Origin of the sequence: Herbihabitans rhizosphaerae, from assembly GCF_004216555.1 — a bacterium.
GTDB classification, from domain to species: domain Bacteria; phylum Actinomycetota; class Actinomycetes; order Mycobacteriales; family Pseudonocardiaceae; genus Herbihabitans; species Herbihabitans rhizosphaerae.
In genome coordinates this window covers 403,592-423,187 of the sequence record NZ_SGWQ01000001.1, presented here as the reverse complement: position 1 = coordinate 423,187, position 19,596 = coordinate 403,592, and the positions used below count along the sequence as shown (strand labels likewise).

The 19,596-nt window shown below is 70.0% G+C and carries 24 protein-coding genes and 1 pseudogene; 16 read left to right on the top strand and 9 right to left on the bottom strand.

The annotated features are described in order from the left end of the window. The first annotated feature begins 38 nt into the window (after window positions 1-38). From EV193_RS02220 to EV193_RS02185, 8 genes are all read left to right on the top strand, one after another. Window positions 39-1,517 carry a molybdopterin-dependent oxidoreductase gene (locus EV193_RS02220; RefSeq protein ID WP_130342855.1) on the top strand — a complete coding sequence of 493 codons (1,479 nt, stop codon included), beginning with the start codon at window positions 39-41 and terminating at the stop codon, window positions 1,515-1,517. 410 nt (window positions 1,518-1,927) lie between these two features. Beyond that, window positions 1,928-2,749 carry a redox-sensing transcriptional repressor Rex gene (locus EV193_RS02215; RefSeq protein ID WP_130342241.1) on the top strand — a complete coding sequence of 274 codons (822 nt, stop codon included), beginning with the start codon at window positions 1,928-1,930 and terminating at the stop codon, window positions 2,747-2,749. After that, window positions 2,746-4,086 carry a glutamyl-tRNA reductase gene (locus EV193_RS02210; protein WP_130342240.1) on the top strand — a complete coding sequence of 447 codons (1,341 nt, stop codon included), beginning with the start codon at window positions 2,746-2,748 and terminating at the stop codon, window positions 4,084-4,086. The genes EV193_RS02215 and EV193_RS02210 overlap by 4 nt, the downstream gene beginning before the upstream one ends. Window positions 4,087-4,094: 8 nt before the next feature. Then, on the top strand, window positions 4,095-5,018 hold the full coding sequence (gene hemC / locus EV193_RS02205) for a hydroxymethylbilane synthase (RefSeq protein WP_423202123.1): 924 nt from the start codon (window positions 4,095-4,097) through the stop codon (window positions 5,016-5,018). Window positions 5,019-5,039: 21 nt separating this feature from the next. Further along, window positions 5,040-6,572: a bifunctional uroporphyrinogen-III C-methyltransferase/uroporphyrinogen-III synthase gene (locus EV193_RS02200; RefSeq protein ID WP_130342238.1), complete on the top strand. Its 1,533-nt coding sequence runs from the start codon at window positions 5,040-5,042 to the stop codon at window positions 6,570-6,572. 10 nt (window positions 6,573-6,582) lie between these two features. Continuing rightward, window positions 6,583-7,551, top strand: a complete 969-nt coding sequence (gene hemB / locus EV193_RS02195; protein ID WP_130342237.1) for a porphobilinogen synthase — start codon at window positions 6,583-6,585, stop codon at window positions 7,549-7,551. A 78-nt stretch (window positions 7,552-7,629) separates the two neighbouring features. Continuing rightward, complete coding sequence (locus EV193_RS02190) at window positions 7,630-7,830, top strand: type II toxin-antitoxin system VapB family antitoxin (RefSeq protein WP_130342236.1); 201 nt, start codon at window positions 7,630-7,632, stop codon at window positions 7,828-7,830. Next, the gene (locus EV193_RS02185) at window positions 7,827-8,294 is read left to right on the top strand and encodes a PIN domain-containing protein (RefSeq protein ID WP_130342235.1); all 468 of its coding nucleotides are present in this window, start codon (window positions 7,827-7,829) and stop codon (window positions 8,292-8,294) included. Before EV193_RS02190 ends, EV193_RS02185 begins: the two co-directional genes overlap by 4 nt. On the opposite strand, the gene EV193_RS02180 is transcribed toward EV193_RS02185, so the two are convergent. From EV193_RS02180 to EV193_RS02155, 7 genes and pseudogenes are all read right to left on the bottom strand, one after another. Continuing rightward, window positions 8,245-8,556, bottom strand: coding sequence for a hypothetical protein (locus EV193_RS02180; RefSeq protein ID WP_130342234.1), 312 nt, complete (start codon window positions 8,554-8,556; stop codon window positions 8,245-8,247). The two genes, EV193_RS02185 and EV193_RS02180, sit on opposite strands and share 50 nt — an antisense overlap. After that, window positions 8,514-8,942 carry an alpha/beta hydrolase family protein gene (locus EV193_RS33925; protein WP_242613167.1) on the bottom strand — a complete coding sequence of 143 codons (429 nt, stop codon included), beginning with the start codon at window positions 8,940-8,942 and terminating at the stop codon, window positions 8,514-8,516. Before EV193_RS33925 ends, EV193_RS02180 begins: the two co-directional genes overlap by 43 nt. Window positions 8,943-8,997: 55 nt before the next feature. Continuing rightward, a pseudogene (locus EV193_RS34680) lies at window positions 8,998-9,108 on the bottom strand (helix-turn-helix domain-containing protein); the annotation flags it as partial. 54 nt (window positions 9,109-9,162) lie between these two features. Then, a complete protein-coding gene (locus tag EV193_RS02170; RefSeq protein WP_130342232.1) occupies window positions 9,163-9,936 on the bottom strand; it encodes an ESX secretion-associated protein EspG in 774 nt (257 codons plus the stop codon). Between the two features lie 2 nt (window positions 9,937-9,938). Continuing rightward, window positions 9,939-11,159: a PPE domain-containing protein gene (locus EV193_RS02165; protein ID WP_130342231.1), complete on the bottom strand. Its 1,221-nt coding sequence runs from the start codon at window positions 11,157-11,159 to the stop codon at window positions 9,939-9,941. A gap of 9 nt (window positions 11,160-11,168) precedes the next feature. Beyond that, a complete protein-coding gene (locus EV193_RS02160; protein WP_165401181.1) occupies window positions 11,169-11,828 on the bottom strand; it encodes a DUF3558 domain-containing protein in 660 nt (219 codons plus the stop codon). Then, window positions 11,821-12,270 carry a PE domain-containing protein gene (locus tag EV193_RS02155; protein ID WP_130342229.1) on the bottom strand — a complete coding sequence of 150 codons (450 nt, stop codon included), beginning with the start codon at window positions 12,268-12,270 and terminating at the stop codon, window positions 11,821-11,823. Before EV193_RS02155 ends, EV193_RS02160 begins: the two co-directional genes overlap by 8 nt. A 198-nt stretch (window positions 12,271-12,468) precedes the next feature. On the opposite strand from EV193_RS02155, the gene EV193_RS02150 reads away from it, so the two are divergent. From EV193_RS02150 to EV193_RS02115, 8 genes are read left to right on the top strand one after another with little or no spacing between them, the layout of a single operon-like run. Then, window positions 12,469-13,056 carry a hypothetical protein gene (locus EV193_RS02150; RefSeq protein ID WP_130342228.1) on the top strand — a complete coding sequence of 196 codons (588 nt, stop codon included), beginning with the start codon at window positions 12,469-12,471 and terminating at the stop codon, window positions 13,054-13,056. Further along, entirely contained in the window at window positions 13,053-13,502 is a 450-nt protein-coding gene (locus tag EV193_RS02145) for a hypothetical protein (protein ID WP_130342227.1), read from the top strand. Before EV193_RS02150 ends, EV193_RS02145 begins: the two co-directional genes overlap by 4 nt. A gap of 14 nt (window positions 13,503-13,516) precedes the next feature. Further along, a complete protein-coding gene (locus tag EV193_RS02140; protein WP_130342226.1) occupies window positions 13,517-14,038 on the top strand; it encodes a hypothetical protein in 522 nt (173 codons plus the stop codon). A 13-nt stretch (window positions 14,039-14,051) separates the two neighbouring features. Then, entirely contained in the window at window positions 14,052-14,390 is a 339-nt protein-coding gene (locus tag EV193_RS02135; protein ID WP_130342225.1) for a hypothetical protein, read from the top strand. A gap of 29 nt (window positions 14,391-14,419) precedes the next feature. After that, the gene (gene hemL / locus EV193_RS02130) at window positions 14,420-15,742 is read left to right on the top strand and encodes a glutamate-1-semialdehyde 2,1-aminomutase (RefSeq protein WP_130342224.1); all 1,323 of its coding nucleotides are present in this window, start codon (window positions 14,420-14,422) and stop codon (window positions 15,740-15,742) included. Then, the gene (locus EV193_RS02125; RefSeq protein ID WP_130342223.1) at window positions 15,739-16,365 is read left to right on the top strand and encodes a histidine phosphatase family protein; all 627 of its coding nucleotides are present in this window, start codon (window positions 15,739-15,741) and stop codon (window positions 16,363-16,365) included. The genes hemL and EV193_RS02125 overlap by 4 nt, the downstream gene beginning before the upstream one ends. Further along, window positions 16,362-16,937 (top strand): TlpA disulfide reductase family protein, encoded by a 576-nt coding sequence (locus EV193_RS02120; protein ID WP_130342222.1) that lies wholly within the window; start codon window positions 16,362-16,364, stop codon window positions 16,935-16,937. Before EV193_RS02125 ends, EV193_RS02120 begins: the two co-directional genes overlap by 4 nt. 10 nt (window positions 16,938-16,947) lie before the next feature. After that, a complete protein-coding gene (locus EV193_RS02115; protein ID WP_130342221.1) occupies window positions 16,948-17,328 on the top strand; it encodes a VOC family protein in 381 nt (126 codons plus the stop codon). A 2-nt stretch (window positions 17,329-17,330) separates the two neighbouring features. Here EV193_RS02115 and EV193_RS02110 read toward each other — a convergent pair whose 3' ends face one another. Together EV193_RS02110 and EV193_RS02105 are read right to left on the bottom strand one after the other, a co-directional pair. Then, on the bottom strand, window positions 17,331-18,026 hold the full coding sequence (locus EV193_RS02110; protein ID WP_130342220.1) for a hypothetical protein: 696 nt from the start codon (window positions 18,024-18,026) through the stop codon (window positions 17,331-17,333). Beyond that, entirely contained in the window at window positions 18,013-19,596 is a 1,584-nt protein-coding gene (locus EV193_RS02105; RefSeq protein ID WP_242613089.1) for a substrate-binding and vWA domain-containing protein, read from the bottom strand. The genes EV193_RS02110 and EV193_RS02105 overlap by 14 nt, the downstream gene beginning before the upstream one ends.

Sequence of the window (19,596 nt, the reverse complement as noted above, 5' to 3'; positions counted from 1 at the left end):
TCCCGCGCGGCATCGCGGTGTGGATCGGCGTGCTGGCGATGGGGGCCGCCGTCGCGGTCGGCCATCTGGTGGCGGGCATCGTCGAGCCGAACGCGTCACCCGTGGTCGCGGTCGGCAACGCGACGATCGAGGTGGCGCCGCCGTGGCTGGAGCGGTTCGCCGTGGACACCTTCGGCAAGTCGGACAAGCTGGTGCTCGCCATCGGCACCGGCATCGTGCTGCTGGCCGTCGCGGTGATCGCCGGCCTGCTGTCCCGGCGCGAGCCGTGGCCCGGCATGGTGTTCGCGCTGCTGCTCGGCGGCCTGGCCATGATCGCCGTGCTGACCAGGCCGGACCTCGGCCTGCTGGCGTTCATCGCGCCGCTGGCGAGCCTGGCCGCCGGAGTGCTCGGTTTCCGCTGGCTGCACGGCGCCGCGCTGCGCGGCACGGCCACACCGGCCGCCGACGGGCTGTCCCGCCGGAGGTTCCTGCGCACCAGCGGGGGCGTGGCGGCCGCCGTCGGGGCTGCCGGTGCCGGCGGCTGGCTGCTCGCCGACCGGGTGGACTCGGAGGGCTCGCGGGCCGCCGTCGGGTCGCTCACGCCGAGCGCGCCACCGCCGCCGACCCCGGCCGGCGTGGACTTCGCCGGCCGCGGCACCCCGACGTTCATCACGTCGAACAAGGACTTCTACCGGATCGACACGGCGTACTCGGTGCCCAGGCTGCTCGCCGAGGAGTGGCAACTGCGCATCCACGGCATGGTGGACCGCGAGCGCACGTACACCTTCGACGACATCCGCCGCCGCGTGCTCGTCGAGCGGCCGATCACCATGGCCTGCGTGTCCAACGAGGTGGGCGGCCCGTACATCTCCACGGCCAGGTTCCTCGGCGTGCCGATCCGTGAGTTGCTCAATGAGACCGGCGTCCGACCTGGGGCCGACCAGGTTCTGTCCACCAGTTCCGACGGGTTCACCGCCGGCAGCCCGACCGAGGCGCTGCTCGACCCGAGGCGCGACGCGCTGCTCGCGATCGGCATGAACGGCGAGCCGCTGCCGATCGAGCACGGCTTCCCGGCGCGCATCGTGGTGCCGGGCCTGTACGGCTACGTATCGGCCACCAAGTGGGTGGTGGACATCGAGCTGACCACGTTCGCGGCCAAGCAGGGCTACTGGATCCCGCGCGGGTGGTCGGTGCGCGCGCCGGTGAAGACGCAGTCGCGGATCGACGCGCCCCGCGACGGCGCGAGCGTGCCGGCCGGCGAGGTGACCGTCGCCGGCATCGCCTGGGCGCCCACGATCGGCATCGCCAAAGTGGAGGTGCGGCTGGACGGCGGCGCGTGGCAGCCCGCCGAACTGGCCGCCGAGGTGAACGACCAGACCTGGCGCATGTGGCTGGCCCGCGTCCCGGTGCCGCGCGGCGGCCACAAGGTCGAGGTGCGGGCCACCGACCGGTCCGGCTACACCCAGACCGAAACACGCACCGAAGTCGCACCGGACGGCGCGACAGGCTGGCACGCCATCAATTTCAGCGCCAGATGAGTGCGCCTGATCAGTGACTTTCCCCACTTCGCGCAGCCGTCCAGCTTGGCCGCACCGAGCGCAAACCACGCTGAGGTCGCAATCTTTGGCGAGGGCGGTCGCCCTTACGACGCCGGAGGGACAGCGGGCGAGGAACGAGCCCGCTGTCGTGGAGGTGGCGTGGCTGGACCACCCAATCAACTCAGCCACCCACCTCGCGGCCCGCAACCACCCACTCAAAAAGACCACAGGCCGTCGGCGAAGCCGACTCGGCGACCCTGCCCTCGATAGAAGACGCAGCGACCTTGCCCGAGCTGTCTACCTCAGACTTTGTGCCTGCGTTCACAAGCGGCTACCGTAGGTCCGCCCCAGGACGATCCCGAAGGTCGATCGCCGGGTATCGCAGATCCGTGTCCGTGAGGAGATCGAGCGTGGCGTCGCAGCGTGGCCAGCGCGACGGGTCCCGTCGTCCGGGAGCCCGGCCCAAGCCGCCGACCGAGGACGCGGCGGAGGTCACCACGCCGATGCCGGCCGTGACGGCGGAGGTCCCGGTGGCGCGGGCGCGGTCGATCCCCGAGGCCGCGGTCGCCAGGCTCGCCGTCTACCTGCGCGTGCTGTCCGGAATGTCCGAGCAGGGCGTGGCCAGCGTCTCCAGCGAGGAACTGTCCGCGGCGGCCGGCGTGAACTCCGCGAAGCTGCGCAAGGACCTGTCCTACATCGGCTCGTACGGCACCCGCGGCGTCGGCTACGAGGTGGCCGTCCTGATCGACCAGATCGAGCGGATCCTGGGCCTGACCCGCAAGCACAGCGTCGCGGTCGTCGGAATCGGTAACCTCGGACATGCGCTCGCCAACTACGGCGGCTTCCCAGGCAGAGGATTTCCGGTGACCGCGCTGTTCGATGTCGACGCCGATCTCATCGGCGTGCCCGTCGGTGGCCTCCCGGTGGACCACATCGAGGACATTCCCCGCGTGTGCGCCGAGCGGGAGATCTCCATCGGTGTGATCGCCACCCCGCCGCCGGCCGCGCAGGCCGTGTGCGACCGGCTGGTGTCCGCCGGCGTGCAGTGCATCCTGAACTTCGCTCCGGTCGTGCTGCAGGTGCCCGACCACGTCGAGGTTCGCAAGGTCGACCTCGCCGTCGAGCTGCAGATCCTCTCCTTCCATGTGGCGCGGCGGGCCGACGGGCGCGACGCCGAGGAGACCAACGGCACGGTGCTGCCCTCGGTCGACGGGGTGGTGATCGGCAGATGAGCGTGCTCGCGGTCGGGCTCTCACACCGCACGGCGGACCTGCGCGTGCTGGAGCGCGCCACGGTGCCGGCCGAGGACACCGCGAAGATCCTCACCGAGCTGCAGCAGTGCGCCAACGTGGCCGAGGCGCTCGTGGTCTCGACGTGCAACCGGGTCGACGTGTACGCGGTGGTCACCGCGTTCCACGGTGGCCTCGCCGACGTGGTGAACGTGCTGGCCCGCTACTCCGGGCTGGATGCCGGCACGCTGTATGAGCACCTGTACGTGCACTACGCGGCCGCCGCGGTGGAGCACCTGTTCACCGTCGCCGCCGGGCTGGACTCGATGGTGGTCGGGGAGTCGCAGATCCTCGGCCAGGTGCGCACCTCCTACGGCATCGCCCGGGAGACCGGCACGGTGGGTCGCACGCTGCACGAGCTGACCCAGCAGGCGCTGCGGGTCGGCAAGCGGGCGCACGCGGAGACCGCGCTGGACCAGGCCGGCCGCTCGGTGGTGTCCGAGGCGCTGGCCGACGCGGAGGCGCTGCTCGGCGGGCTGGCCGGCCGGCGCGCGCTGGTCGTCGGTGCCGGCTCGATGGGTGGGCTGGCCGCCGCGGCGCTGCGCCGGGCGGAGATCGGCGACGTGGTGATCGCCAACCGCACCCGCGAGCGGGGTTCACGGCTGGCCGATTCCCTTGCCGAGAACGGTATTCCGGCTCGCGCGGTCGGGCTGGACGACCTCGGCACGCACCTCGCGGACGCCGATGTGCTGGTGTCCTGCACGGGCGCGGTCGGCACGGTGGTGACCGCCGACGCGGTGGCCGCGCGCACGAGTGGCCGTCCGCTCGCGGTGTGCGACCTCGGCCTGCCGCGCGACGTCGACCCGGCCGTCGCCGCACTGCCCGGCGTGACCGTGATCGACCTGGAGACGTTGCGGCGCAGGCTGGAGAGCTCGCCGCAGGGGCTGGACACCACGCGTGCCGGCGAGATCGTCGCCGAGGAGGTGCGCGCGTACCTTGCCGGTCAGCGGTCGGCCGAGGTGACCCCGACGGTGACCGCGCTGCGCCGCCAGGCCGCCGACGTGGTGAAGGCCGAGCTGCTGCGGCTGGACACGAAGCTGCCCGACCTGGACCCGTCGGTGCGCGAGGAACTGGGCCGCACGGTGCACCGGGTGGTCGACAAGCTGCTGCACACCCCGACCGTGCGGGTGAAGGAGCTGGCCGCCGGGCCGGCCGGCGAGAGTTACGCCGACGCGCTGCGGGAGCTGTTCGGGCTGGACCCGGAGCTGCCCCGCGCGGTCGCCTCGCCCGACCATGGCGTCCACAATGGACAGTCCACTTTGGACGGTGAGGTGCGGTGAACCGCCGGATGAAGATCGGCACGAGGGGCAGCAAGCTGGCCCTCGCACAGACCCAGACGATCGCGGACGCGCTGATCGCGGCCGGCGCCGACGTGGAGATCGTCACGATCAAAACCCCTGGCGACCTGTCGATGAAGCCGATCGCCGAGATCGGCATCGGAGTGTTCACCTCCGCACTGCGCGACGCGCTCGCGGGCGGCGAGATCGACGTCGCGGTGCACTCGTACAAGGACCTGCCGACCGCGCCGGACGAGCGGTTGGCGATGGCCGGCGTGCCGGTCCGGGAGGATCCGCGCGACGTCCTGATCGCCCGTGACGGGCTCACGCTGGGGGAGCTGCCGCAGGGGGCGAAGGTGGGCACCGGCTCGCCTCGCCGGGCGGCCCAACTCGAGGCGCTGGGGTTCGGGTTGGACATCGTCCCCATTCGCGGCAACGTCGACACCCGCATTCGCAAGGTGCGCGACGGTGAGCTCGACGCGGTGGTGCTCGCTCGTGCCGGCCTGGCCCGGCTGGGCAGGCTGGACGAGATCACTGAGACGATCGACCCGATCCAGATGCTCCCGTGTCCCGCGCAGGGGGCGCTGGCCGTGGAGTGCCGGGCGGGCGACGTCGACGTGGAGCACCTGCTTCAGTCCACTGTGGACGACACTGCCACGAGGGCGGTGATCGCGGCCGAGCGCGCCATGTTGCGCACGCTGGAGGCCGGCTGCGAGGCGCCCGTCGGGGCATTGGCCGATGTGGTGGAGGACCTCAACGACGACGGCGCGGTCGTACTGCGTCTGTCGTTGCGGGGGTGCGCCGCCGCGGACACGGGAGAGATCCTGCGTGCGTCGGCCACCGGAGACCTGACCGAAGGTGAGCAGCTCGGCCGCGCGGTGGCCGCCGAACTGCTCGAGCTCGGGGCCGGGGTGCTGTCCGGCCCCGAGGCTTAGTTGACAAGGAAGTGGCCTGAGATGACCACCCGTGCACGAAAGACCCAGGGGCGCGTCGCGTTCGTGGGCTCCGGTCCCGGTGATGCCGGACTGTTGACTGTCCGCGCGAAGGAGGTGTTGCGGCGCGCCGAGCTCGTGGTGACCGATCCGGATGTGCCAGCCGGCGTGCTGGCCTATGCCGATGATGGCGCCGAGGTTCGGCCGGCCGTCGGTGAGCCAGGCGAGGTCGCCAAGGATCTGACCGGCGAGGCGAAGTCCGGGCGCGCCGTGGTGCGTCTGGTCTCCGGCGACCCGCTGACCCAGACCGCGGTCGTCGCGGAGGTGCAGGCATTGTCCCGCACCAGCGTGGCGTTCGACGTGGTGCCCGGCGTGTCGGCCGGCGTCGCGGTTCCGGCGTACGCCGGTGTCGCGCTCGGCTCCACGCACGTCGAGGTGGACGTGCGCGGCGAGACCGACTGGGCGGGCCTGGCCGGCTCGCCCGGCCCGATCGTGCTGCACGCGAGCGCGAGCCACCTCGCCGAGGCGGCCTCCTCGCTCGTGGAGCACGGCCTGGCGCCGCAGACCCCGGTCGCGGTGACCGCCGACGGCACCGGCTCCGGCCAGCGCACCATCGACACCACGCTGGCCTCGCTCGCCCAGGACGCCGGCGAACTGCCCGGCTCGCTGGTCGTGACGATCGGCGCCGCGGTGTCCGCGCGGTCGAAGCTGTCCTGGTGGGAGTCGCGCGCGCTGTACGGCTGGAAGGTGCTCGTGCCGCGCACGAAGGACCAGGCCGGCGAGATGAGCGAGCGGCTGCGGTCGCACGGCGCGATCCCGTCCGAGGTGCCGACGATCTCCGTCGAGCCGCCGCGCTCGCCCGCGCAGATGGAGCGCGCGGTCAAGGGTCTGGTCGACGGCCGCTACCAGTGGGTCGTGTTCACCTCGACCAACGCGGTGCGCGCGGTGTGGGAGAAGTTCTCCGAGTTCGGCTTGGACGCGCGGGCGTTCTCCGGCGTGAAGATTGCCTGCGTCGGTGAGGCCACCGCGGCGAAGGTGCGCTCGTTCGGCATCATCCCCGAGCTGGTGCCCTCCGGTGAGCAGTCCTCCGAGGGTCTGCTGGCCGACTTCCCGCCGTACGACGACATCCTGGACCCGGTGGACCGGGTGCTGCTGCCGCGCGCCGACATCGCCACCGAGACGCTGGCCGCCGGGCTGCGCGACCGCGGCTGGGAGATCGACGACGTGACCGCGTACCGCACGGTGCGCGCCGCGCCGCCGCCCGCCGACACCCGCGAGATGATCAAGACCGGCGGGTTCGACGCGGTGTGCTTCACCTCGTCGTCCACGGTGCGCAATCTCGTTGGTATCGCGGGAAAGCCGCACGCGCGCACGCTGGTCGCGTGCATCGGTCCGAAGACGGCGGAGACCGCGCGCGAGTTCGGGCTGCGGGTGGACGTGCAGCCGGAGAACCCGCAGGCCGCCCTGCTGGTCGACGCGCTCGCCGAGCACGCCGCCCGGCTGCGCGCCGAGGGTGCGTTGCCGCCGCCGCGCAAGACCAAGAGGGCCCGTCGCTAGGGAGGCCATCGTGTTCCCGACCCACCGCCCGCGCCGGCTGCGCCGCACGGAGGCGTTGCGCCGCATGGTGTCCGAGACGACCGTGCGACCTGAGCAGCTGATCCTGCCGATGTTCGTCAAGGAGGGCGCCGGCGAACCGGTGCCGGTGGCGAGCATGCCCGGGGTGCTGCAGCACTCGCGGGACAGCCTGCGCAAGGCCGCGGTGGACGCGGTGCGCGCGGGCGTCGGCGGGATCGCGCTCTTCGGCGTGCCGGTGACCAAGGACGCGATCGGTTCCGGTGGCACCGATCCGAACGGCGTGCTGAACGTGGCGCTGCGCGATCTGCGGCACGAGGTGGGCGATGCCGCGGTGCTCGTGTCGGACCTGTGTCTGGACGAGTTCACCGACCACGGGCACTGCGGAGTCCTTGACGCGCAAGGGAACGTGGACAACGACGCCACGCTCACCCGGTACGCGGAGATGGCCGTCGCGCAGGCCGAGGCGGGTGCGCACATGGTCGGTCCGAGCGGCATGATGGACGGCCAGGTCGGCGTGGTCCGCGAGGCGCTGGACACGGCGGGGCACACCGACATCGGGATCCTGGCGTACTCGGTCAAGTTCGCCTCGGCGTTCTACGGCCCGTTCCGGGACGCGGTCGAGTCATCGCTGACCGGCGATCGCAAGACCTACCAGCAGGACCCCGCGAACGTGCGCGAAGCACTGCGTGAGTTGCAGTTGGATCTTGACGAGGGCGCCGACATCGTGATGGTCAAGCCCGCACTGTCCTATTTGGACGTGATCCGCGCGGTGTCCGAGCAGAGCGACGTTCCCGTTGCGGCGTACCAGGTTTCGGGCGAGTACGCGATGATCGAGGCCGCCGCGGCGAACGGCTGGCTGGATCGCCGGCGCACGATCCTGGAGACGCTCACCTCGATCCGCCGCGCCGGCGCGGACATGATCCTCACCTACTGGGCAGCCGAAGCCGCCGACTGGCTGTAATACGGCTGTGCATCACTTGCCTCGCCAACTGATGCACGATCCTGGTAACCTGTGATGCATATGCGCTGGAGGTGAGTGATGTCGCGAACAACGGTCAACCTCGATGACGAGCTGTTGAGTGACGCCCGGCGGGTGCTCGGCACCGAGGGCGTCACCGAGACCATCAACGCGGCGATGTCCGAGGTGGTCAGGCGCGCCGCGCTGGCCGAGTTCTCGGTGAACGAGTTCGACATCACCGTCTCCGATCTCGCCGACTCGCGCGGCGACCGCGCCTCGTGACCGGTCGCCAGAGGGCGTCGCATCGCGAGATCGCGAACCTGCCGCTCGATGAGGCGCATCTGGCGGACACCAGCGCGTGGAGCAAGGCGAGGAACTCACCTGAGATCGCGCCGCAGTTCGACGACTCGACTCGACGCGGGATGGTTGCGACCTGCGATCTGGTCGCGCTCGAACTCTTGCGAGGCGCGCAGAACAGCGAACGCTTCGCGAAGCAGTCGCGTCTGCTCGGTGTCCTGCGCCAGTGCGAGATCGGCGCCGCCGAACTTCAGCGGGCGCGGCAAGTCCAAGCCGAACTGGCCGCTGCTGGTCACCAGCGCGGTGTCAAGCCCGCGGACCTGTTGATCGCGGCGGCGGCGGAGGCGGCCGGCCTTCCGGTGCTGCATTACGACCACGACTTCGATCTGATCGCGGGGGTCACCGGGCAGCACGCGCGGTGGCTCGCACGGCCCGGCTCGCTGCCCTGATCGTCCACTGTGGACGGTCAGCTGTCGCGGCGAGGTTGCCCTCCTGGTAGAACAGCCGCAGCGTCAGCTCGGTGATCGCGCCGTCGACCACGTGGGCGATGTAGTGCCCGTGCACCGCCCAGATGTCGCCGCCGTCCGCGCCGGCGATGTGGTGGTATCCGCGCACGTGCGTGTCCAGCCGCGTGCCGTCGCCGTTCTCGGTCTCCAGCACCGGCCCGGTCATGTGCCGCGTCGCGGTGAACCCGGCAGCAGGCCCTGCCACTGTTCGACCAGATCATCGGCCGCGATCTCCGCGGGCTCGCCGCCCCACAGGTCGGTGTAAGTCCAGTCACAGGGTCTCCTCGAAGTGCTTGGTGCGGCGTCCACGGCGAGCGCCACGTGATCGGGTCGGTCGTAGAAGTCGGTCTGCCCGCCCTCGGCCCAGACGAGCTGCTTCGGCCCCGCGAGTCCATTGTGGACAGTGTGCGCGTTGTCCGGCAGCACGCAGTCGTCCGAGTGCACGAACAGCGTCGGGGTGGACACCCGGCCGGCCGCCGACAGTCCGTCGAAGGTCAGCCAGTACAGCCAGCTCAGCTCCGCCATCTCGTTGCGCCACAGGGGAACGGCACCACGCGACGGGTCTGCGTAGTAGTCCAGCTCGAAGTACATTCCGGCTGTTCCGGTCGAACAGGCGGCCGCCGATGTGCCGCTCCAGCGAGCGGATCGCGTGGCTGACCCGGGGCTGCGACAGGTACATGCGCTCGGCTGCCCGGCCGAAGTGCAGTTCCTCGGCGACGGCGAGAAAGATCTCCAACTCTCTCAGCTCAGCCGACATCCCCTCCGTTCCAGCCCGCCGGTTCCGACATTGCCGGCGGCGGTATGAACGGCGTCAGCGACTTTCGTCGATCAGCTCGCGGACGCAGGCGGCGAGTCGTTGGTTGTCGGCGGGGGCGAGGGTGCTCCATTGGCGGCCGTCGTCGTTGGTGGTGGTGAGGAAGACGTAGCGGCCGTTGTCGGTGTCGTGGAAGTTGACCTGCCGGTCGGCGCGCACCACTCGGCCGTCCCGGTGGCGGTGTTGCACGCCGATCTGTCCCCGGCTGTGCGCGTCTTCGAACATGCGCACCAGCAACTGTGCGTCGACGAGCTTGACGCCGGCTTTCTTCAGTGCCGCAACGACTTCGTGCGGCTGCCGCCCGGCTTTGTCGGCTCGTTTGAGCGCCTCGGTCGGGACGGTGACCGAGTGGCCGGGCCCTGCGGGTAGATCTCCGGTGAGCCAGATGGCGGTGCCGACCAGACTGGTGTCACGTGCCGGGACGAGGTGGACCTGGTCGTGCTCGACCACGGCCATCAGCCCGCGGCGGCCGGTGGCCACGGCGAGTGCGCGGATCTCGTGGTCGGTTCGCACCCAGATGTCCAGCGACAGCTCGGCGGTGGCGAGCAGGGCCAGGTCGTCCGCCAGATCGGGGGTGACCTGCTCACCCTTCGCAAGACCGCGCCGGCTCAGCGACTCCCAGGCTTGCGCCTCCAGTTCGCGGCGCTCGGCATGAGTCCGTCCCGGGCTCGGAAAGCCGATCACCACGTGCCGTGGTGGCAGGTTTTCTGATTCCCAGGCGACGTCGAATTCCAGCGCGGACAGCACCGCACTGGCTTGTGGTTGGTGCACGGCTATTCGTCGTCCTCACCGATCGTCGCCGGGGCGACGAGGGTGTCGTCTTCGAACATTTCCGGGTCGCCGAACCCGTACTTGTCCTTGTGCTCCAGATCGTCGTCCTCACCAGGCGCCCCAGCACCGGCGCCGGCCATCGCCGCCGGGGACATCAACCCACCCGCACGCGGCGCCTGCCTGGGCGCGACCCGCTCGGCATTGCGTGCCGCACGAGCTTCCTCGGCGTCCGGCGCACCCAATGGCACAGCACCCGGCTTCGGCACACCAGGCGCGCCACCGGGGCCTCGGCTACCGGGGCGGGCACGACGCTCCTCGTCATCAACCACCCCACCACCCAGCCCACTCGCGGCCAACGCGGCAGCCTGCGCCGCATCAATGCCCATACCGGGCCGTATCGGCAACCCACCACCCGGCACGTTCGAGATCGGCCCACCACCAGGAACCGGACCCGGCCCCACGATCGGCCCAGGACCCGGCGTCCCCGGCGGACCCGCCACCGGCGGCGTACCCGGATTGTTGATCGTGGGGATGTGCGACGCCCCGCCACCGGTCGGAAGACCCGTCGTCGACCCAAGGCCGGACACGCCGGTCGGCGTGCCGCTCCCAGTCGGCGTCCAACCGGACACCGATGTCGAGCCGGTTCCACCCACGACAGCGCCGGAATCGAGGTTGAGCGGAGGCGGTTCGGGCAACGGCCGAAAGCCGTCCAGTTGTGTCTGGCTGTCGCGCCCGTAGCCTTCCAGCGACTGGATGGCCTGCTGCCGCTTCGCCTCCTCGGCGTTCGCCTGTTGGGTGTAGTCGTCCCACGGGGCGATCGTTTGCTGCTCCGGCTGCCGCCACTGAGTGGACTGCGCCAGATCGTTGGGGTCGGGTGAGCCGTTGAACGCGCGGTCGTAGCTCTCGCCGGCGCCAGTGGTGGCCCTGGCCGTGCCGGTGGTGCCGTGCCCCGCGCTGCCGCCGTAGTCCGCCTGCTGTGCGCCGACGGCCTGGCTGCCCTCGGAGGCCTGCCCGGTCCACGTCACGCCGAGTTCGCGCATCTTGTCGCGAATCGTCTTGTCGGCTCGTGACAGATGCCCGGTCAGCCCCTCCAACTGAGACACCGCGTCGTGAAAGCTTTGCGATCCTGGCCCCGTGCTGAGCCGAGTCACCTCGGTGACCAACTCCTCGGTCGACATAGCGGCGTACCGCGCTTGGTCAAGCCGTGCTTGCTGGTTCGTCATGAATCCCCCTCAAGGACGAATAGCCTGCAATGTCTTCAACGTCGCATGCGCCAGCTGCGTCGCGAACTGGCACAACTGGGCCTGCTTGTAGTAGCCAGTCACCGCATCCACCCGATTTTCCAATTGCTGACCAGGTGCGATGTCGATCGAAACGTCGCACGACGTGTCCTCGACACCCATCAGTTTGTATTCGGCAGCACCGTATCCGCCAATATTCACAAGCCGCGCGTCAGTGTTCGCGCCACCCGGTGTTAAAAAGGGTTCAATTCCGCTGCGGGTCGTGAGGCTGACGTAGTAGGTGAACCTTGGCTGTGCTCCCGCATTGAGGAGACATGACTCCGCTTTGAGCTTCTCACTATATGGGGCGCGCCAAGGTGCAGCGGCCCTCAATTCCCGCTGCTGGTCGGATGTGACCAGGGCACAGGGATCGACGCCGACGATGGGGATGGCACGCGGGCGTGGCGGGATCTCCACTGACGGTGCTCGGCTTGGGGTGATTCGTGTCCGAGAACCGGACGTCGGCTGCGGGATCGTAGTTTCCTCGGTCGCCGTTGTTCCACTGGCTGGGGGTCCTGGCGTGGCATTTCCGGTGCTGCCCGAATCGCAGCCGACAGTCAGCAGTACGGCACTCAGGGCGACGACAGCTGCCCATCCGCGTCGGCTAGACATCGAGGTTCTCCGAATTGCGGAAGTAGTCCTGTATCTTCTGTTCTGAATACCCGTATTGCCTTGCGGTCGTATAGAGTTTATTACACAAGCCGATGAGGTTATCCGCGTATTTTGCGACCTGGTTTGTGACGGAGTCCGGATTTCTCGTGAGCCGTTTGTTCCACTCGGCTGCCATAGCCTTGCTGATGTCGTCCTCACCGGGGGGCACGACATTTATCAGCCTTGCTGCTTGCAACGCCGCCTGCCTGAGCAACATAGCCTCGTTGTAGATGATCTTGCCGGCCCGGAGGATGTTGTCCGGGCTGACGCGGACGTTCTCGGCGGTAGGTACCGGTGGCGCCGCCAGGACGGCGTGCATCTGGCCCATGTAGCCGCTGATGTCGCCGACCGGTGTCGCGTTGAACGCGCGGGAGTCGGCTCCGCGCTCGCCTTCTTCGGCCACGTCTGATCCCCCTTGTCGATCCCGGCTCACGTACGGAGAGTGATGAGCCGTGTCTCCTCCCGGACGAGGCTAGCAAAACGGCGGCTGAGGCAAGAGGAGTTGGCGGGGACCACACGATCGGAGTAGGCGTGGTGCTCATCGAGGCACTAGTGAAGGGTGGTGTCGGCCGCCCTGACGTGCCGGTCTAACGTTTCTCAGGTGACGACTTCAGGCAATTCGGACGCCGCCGACTCGAACGAGAGCGGTTCGAACGGCGACGAGCGACCGGAGCGGGTCCGCAAGCAGCGGCCGGCCCTGCCCAAGTTCCCTGGCCTGCCGTCCGCCGACGACCGCAAGGCCAGCGACCGGACAGCCGACGCACCCCGGCTCGTGATGGTGTCCTTCTGGTTGTGGTTCGTGGCGGGCGCGGCCGGCGTGCTGTGCGGCATCCTGCTGCTCGCCGCCAAGAGTCAGCTGATCGACGAGCTGATCAAGGCGAACAAGAACGCCAGCCTCACGCCGGACCAGATCGAGTCGGGCACCACCACGCTGGTCTGGATGATCTTCCTCGGCACGATCGTGTTCGCCGCGCTGTTCGCCCTGTTCGCGTACAAGGCGCGCCAGGGTGTGCGGTCCTCCCGCACGATCCTGACCGTGCTCGCGGTGATCACCGTGCTGTTCTTCTACCTGTTGTTCCGCCACCCGGTCGGCCTGCTGTCCGCGCTGCTCGCGCTGATCGCCACCGTGTTGATGTACACGCCGCAGGCCACCGAGTTCTACAAGGGCGACGACTCGCGCAAGCGATGACCGAACCGGACGACAGCGGGCCCGTTCTCTACGCCGAGGACGGGTCGAGTTGGTGGCCGGTCCTGTGGGGCCCGGTGTTCGCCGCCGCGTGCATGGCGATCGAGGCGGCGACCGGCGCGACGTACTGGCTGCCGTGGACGCTGGTGGGCCTCGCGCTCGCCGGGATGGCGGCGGTCTGGGTGCGCGCGCGCCGCATGGTCTGCCGGGTGCGGCTCACCCCGACGACGTTCACGCAGGGACGGGAAAACCTCGCGGTGGCACAGATTCGCGCCGTGACCGACGTCGGGACGCCGGTCGGCGCGCGGGTGCTCGGCGGGGGATGGGCGGTGCCGAAGAAGTTCGACGACGTGCCGCTGAAGCTGGACGACGACTCCGTTGTCGTGGCGTGGGCGCGGGACGGTAAGGCCCTGCGTGACGCCATCGGCACACTGGTCGAACCACGGTAGAGAGGGAGTCCACAGTGGACATCGAGCCGGCTCCACCGCCGTCGGACCGCGAGCTGCCGAAGCAGCCGGAGCGGCCGAAGGCGATCGACACGGCGTTCCTGCTCGCACTGGGCGGCGTGGCGATCAGCATCGTGTCGACGCTGTTGACCATGGTGATCCGGGACAAGTGGGCCAACGACTACGCGCGGCAGTTCCTGGATGGCAGCGGGAAGGCGTTCACCGACGCGGACGTCGCGAACCTGGTCAGCACGATCAAGCCGGTCGCCGCGGTAGCCGTGTTCGTGGGAGCCGGGATAGCGGCGCTGTTCGTGTACAAGATGCGCGCCGGGCGGAACTGGGCGCGCATCGTGCTCACCGTGTTCGCGATCTTCGGCGCGATGGGACTGTTCAGTGTCCTCGTCGAGGCCGGGGCGCCGCTGGACATGATGTGGGACGTCGCGCAGGTCGCGTTCTCGGTGGCCGCCGTGGTGTACATGTTCAAGCCCGAGTCCACGGAGTACTTCAACCAGACGAAGCGGGCGCGGCAGCGCTCGTGAGAGGGTGTAGAGCGTGAGCGCGCAGTCACTGGAGGAAGCCGAGGCCGCCTGGGCGGAGTCCGCCACGCCATCGGAGCGCGGCGGATTGAACCGGCCGTGGCGCGCGATCGTGGCCGGCGTCGAGCTGCTGCTCGCCGTGGCCGCCGTGTTCGCCGCGTTCTGGGCGTGGCCGCGCGGGATCGAGGCGATCACCATGGAGCTGGACGGCGGCGTGCGGCTCGATTCCACGCTCACCCACGGCTACTGGCAGGCCGCCGCGATCGGGTTCGGCCTGATCGCCGCGATCCTCGTGCTGGACGCCCTCCGGCAGCTCGTCCTCGCCATCCGCACCCGAGGCCGCCACCGCGGCTGATCCGTTCGGGCGCCTGCAAGACTGGGGCCGTGACGGATGGAGATGCACAGCAGGCGGCCCGGTCGGCGGAACTGTTCGAACGTGCGCGAGCGGTCACCCCGGGTGGCGTGAACTCGCCGGTGCGCGCGTTCCAGGCGGTCGGCGGGACGCCCCGGTTCATGGTGCGCGGCGAGGGCCCCAGGCTGACCGACGCCGACGGCACCGAGTACGTCGATCTGGTCGGCTCGTGGGGGCCGATGATCCTCGGGCACGCGCACCCGGCGGTGGTGGACGCGGTGCGCGCGGCGGCGATCAGCGGCCTGTCGTTCGGCACGCCCACCGAGGGCGAGATCGCGCTGGCCGAGGAGATCATCGGGCGGGTGGCGCCGGTGTCCCAGGTGCGCCTGGTCAACTCCGGCACCGAGGCCACGATGAGCGCGATCCGCCTGGCGCGTGGATTCACCGGCCGCAGCGTGATCGTGAAGTTCGCCGGCTGCTACCACGGGCACGTCGACGCGCTGCTCGCCGACGCCGGCTCGGGCGTGGCCACGCTCGGGCTGCCGACCTCGCCGGGTGTCACCGGCGCGCAGGCGCACGACACGATCGTGCTGCCGTACAACGACGTGGACGCGCTCAAGGCCGCGTTCGCCGAGCACGGCGAGCGGATCGCCGCGGTGATCACCGAGGCGGCGGCCGGCAACATGGGCGCGGTCGCGCCGGTCGACGGGTTCAACGCCACGCTGCGTGACACCTGCCACGAGCACGGCGCGCTGCTCATCATGGACGAGGTGATGACCGGTTTCCGCACGTCAGCGGCCGGATGGTTCGGGCTGGACGCCGTCGCGGGCGACCTGTACACGTTCGGCAAGGTGATGTCCGGCGGGCTGCCGGCCGCCGCGTTCGGGGGGCGGGCCGACGTGATGGCCGCCCTGGCTCCGGCCGGGCCGGTGTACCAGGCCGGCACGCTGTCCGGGAATCCGGTCGCGGTCGCGGCCGGGCTCGCCTCGCTGCGCAACGCCGGCCCCGAGGTGTACCGCGCGCTGGACGCCAACGCCGCCCGGCTGGGCACGTTGATCACCGAGGCGCTGACCACCGAGAGCGTGCCGCACCGGGTGCAGTTCGCCGGCAACCTGGTGAGCGTGTTCTTCAGCGAGTCGCCGGTGATCGACTACGCCGGCGCGAAGGCGGCCGACACCTGGCGCTTCCCGCCGTTCTTCCACGCGCTGCTGGAGCGCGGGGTGTATCCGCCGCCGAGCGCGTTCGAGGTGTGGTTCGTCAACGCGGCCATGACCGACGCCGAGTTCGAGGTGATCGCCGACGCGCTGCCGCACGCCGCGCGGGCGGCCGCCTCCGCGAAGGAGAGTGCCCGATGAGGACGGTCGTCCACCTGCTGCGGCACGGCGAGGTGTACAACCCGGACGGAATCCTGTACGGCCGCCTGCCCGGCTTCAAGCTGTCCGAGCTGGGCTCGCGGCAGGCCCTCACGGTGGCGGAATCGTTGCGGCACAACGACATCGCGCACGTCGTCGCGTCCCCGATGCAGCGCGCGCAGGAGACCGCGACACCGATCGCCGACTCGCACCGGATCGATCTGGCCACCGACGACCGGCTGATCGAGGCGGACAACGTGTTCGAGGGCCAGCGGGTCTCGGTGGGCGACGGCGCGCTGCGGCAGCCGCGCAACTGGCCGAAGCTGCGCAACCCGTTCCGTCCGTCGTGGGGCGAGCCGTACCTGGAGGTCGCGCACCGGATGCTGGCCGCCGTGTACCGCGCGCGGGCGGCGGCCGAGGGGCACGAGGCGGTGTGCGTGTCGCACCAGCTTCCGATCTGGACCGTGCGCCGGTTCCTCGAGGGCAAGCGGCTCTGGCACGACCCGCGCCGGCGCGAGTGTTCGCTGGCCTCGTTGACCAGCTTCGAGTTCGACGACGAGCAACTGGTCGGGGTGCGGTACTCCGAGCCGGCCGGCGCGTCCAGCCCGAAGGTCACCGGCGCATGATCCGACGAGTGATCGCCGCGACCGCCGCCTGCCTCGCGCTGGCCGGCTGCTCGGTCGGCACCGACGAGGTACCGACCGGCGACTTCAGCTTCGTCGCGCCGGACGGCAAGGTCGAGCTGACCTACGAGGGCGCCGAGCGCAAGACGATCGGGCAGGTGTCCGGCGAGAGCCTGATGGAGGAGGGCAAGCAGATCGGCCTGTCCGACTTCACCGGCAAGGTGGTCGTGCTCAACCTGTGGGGCGCGTGGTGCCCGCCGTGCCGCAACGAGGCGCCCGAGCTGCAGAAGGTGCAGGACCAGACCGGCCCGTCCGGCGTGCAGGTGCTGGGCATCGACCTGCGGGACAACATCCGCAGCGCGCCGCAGGATTTCGTCCGTGACCGGAAGCTGACCTTCCCGTCGATCTACGACACGCCGGGCCGGTCGCTGCTCGGCCTCAAGGGCTACCCGCGTTCGGTGGTGCCGTCCACGATCGTGCTGGACCGGCAGCACCGGGTGGCCGCGATCTATCTGCGGGAGATTCTCGCGGCCGACATTCTGCCGCTCGTGCGGCGTCTCGCTGCCGAGCGTTGAGAGGAGCACTATGGAACGGATCACTGGTATCGGCGGATTGTTCTTCCGGGCGCGCGACCCGGAGGCGCTGACCGCCTGGTACGAGGACAACCTCGGCGTGCGGCCGCCGCCGGCCAGCTACGACGAGCGTTCCTGGGACCAGGAGGCCGGACCGACGGTGTTCTCCGCGTTCCCGGCCGACTCCGAGCATTTCCGGCGGCCGGAGCAGCAGTGGGCGGTCAACTTCCGGGTGCGTGATCTCGACGCCATGGTCGCGCAGCTCCGTGGGGCCGGTATCGAGGTCGAGGTGCACGAGGAGACCTACCCGAACGGCCGGTTCGCCGACCTGGCCGACCCCGAGGGCAACCCGGTGCAACTGTGGGAGCCGGCCGGGGCCGACCGCGTGGAGTAGCGCTAGCGGAAGATCGCCATCACCCACATCTTGAGTTCGCGGTCCTCCGCGTTCCACTCCTCGATCTTGCCGAGGCAGCGGGCGCGCAGCTCGCCCTCCGGGAGCTGACCGCGCACCCAGTCGGCGTTGAGCTTGATCCGCACGTGCCCCTGGCCGTCGTGCCCGTACGGCGCGCGGAACCGGACGAACGTATCGGGCGACTCGACCTTGGTGAACGTGCCGACGACCGACACGAACATCCTGCTGTCGCTGAGCTTTGTCGTGCCGGACTCGCCGTGCCGGTCGTGTGGCTCGACCCGGTTGCCGCGCAGGTCCGCGTAGATGATCAGGTCCGCGTCCCGGAGCTGCTTGATCACCTCGCTCGCGGCGTTGATCGCCCGCACGTTCTCCGAGTACGCCATGCGGGTCGACCGTTCCCGCGTGCGGCCGAGGTTGCCCTGGCCGGGACCGGCCTTGGCGGACAGCGCGTTCTGCGAGTTCTCCGCGAAGTACGTCTCCACCTCGCGGGACAACGCGTTGCCCCCGAACTGGTACAGGTCCAGCACCAGATCCTCGTCCAGGTAGAACGGGATGTCGCCGTCCACCTCCAGGTTCGGGCGCGCGGAACCGCGCCCGCGGACCAGCAGCACCACGGCCACCGCCACCAGCGCGGCGCCGGCCAGCGTCAGTACCCACCACCACGGGTTATCGACAGCCACGGATCTCCTTGAATGCCTGGGAAAGGGAGGTCGCGTTCGCGTCCACCATGCGGCCGCCGGTCGCCTCCGCCGCGCGCCGCAGTTCGGCCGCGTTGGCCTCGCCGAACCGGACGGCGTAGGTCCGCACGGCCTTCGCCGCCGGGGGGAGCGCGTCGTGCCGGCGCAGGAATTCCGACAGGGCCGGGCCGGTGTTGCTCTCGCCGTCGGTCATCAGCACCACGGTGACCGGAACGTCGGGGTGCTCGCGGGTCAGTTCGGCCGCCTTGGCGTAGGCCCGGTCCAGCGCCGCCCAGACGCCGGTGGACGGGTCGAAGCCGTCGACCGCGATGTGGTCGCGGATCGCGTCCAGGTCCTGCTGGCCGGAGATCGTGAAGTCGCGCTCGTCGAGCACCTGGCCGCCGAACCGGAGGACCGTGAACCGCTCGCCCTTGTAGAAGCGGACGAACTTTCCGACGGTCGACGGATCGCCACCGGTCAGCCCAGCGAACGTGGATCTCAGCGCGGCGATTCGCGAGCCGGCCATCGATCCGGAGAAATCGAGCGCGAAGACGACGTGCGCGGGTTTCTGCGATTGTGGCCGGCCGTACTCGGCGAGCACCTTGTCGATGACTTCCTGCTGGCCGGGAAAATACAGCGTGTTCGTGGACAGCTCGCGGAATCGGGGATCACGGGGAATCCGGGTGTCCAGCGGCCGGCGTTTGGTTCGCTCCATGATTTCCTGCTGCGCCCGGTCGGTGGTGAGCCAGGCGATCACCTTGTCGTACGCCTCACGCTTGGCCGGGTCGAGCAGCAGCATCGGGTAGTCGAAAAGCACGAGCCCGTCGCGCGGATAGAGGATCTCCAGCGGTTCGCGCAGTTTGCCGCTCGCGTTCATCGACAGCAGGACCGACTCGTAGTTGATCAGCGCGTCCGCGCTGTCCTGCTTCGCGGTGAACTCCTCCGCGAGCTGGGCCGACGTGTCCGCGTTGAGCGTCCTCCCGGTGAACAGCCCGCGCAGCCGGTCGCACGTGACGTCTTCGGGACGCAGCGCCCTGCCGGTATCCGCGGCGGCCGTGGCCACACCGATCAACGCGGAGAGCCCGCTTCCGGCGTGACGTGGATCGGCCATGCCGAAGCGGGTCATGCCCATCGCGGCGCGATCGGCGAGATCCGCCCAGGACAGGTGCCGATCGGCCGTCGACGAGCGAAGCGCCTCCGCCGTTCGGGGTTTCACGCCGATCGCCAGTGGGGTGACCATGAACCTGTTGCTGATCGGCCGTGGTCCGGTGTAACCGGAGCGGATGAGCTTGAGGTCGAAATAGCGATCGGTGGACAGCCAGGCGATGTCGTGCTGGTAGTTCCCTGGCGTGAGGGAGTTCGTGGCGTCGATTGTGCCGCGGTGTTCGATGACCAGTTCGACGCCTGTTTCTTTGCGCATTTGGTCCAGCAGTGGTCGCATGTCGGCCAGTTCGGAGCTCGCGATCACGCGCAGCGTCGTGCCGGTCGGTCGCTGGTCGTCGGACTGGCCGCTCGTGCACGCGGCGGTCGCCAGGAGCGCTACGCACAGGAGCGCGCCGGGGGCCTTCGTCAA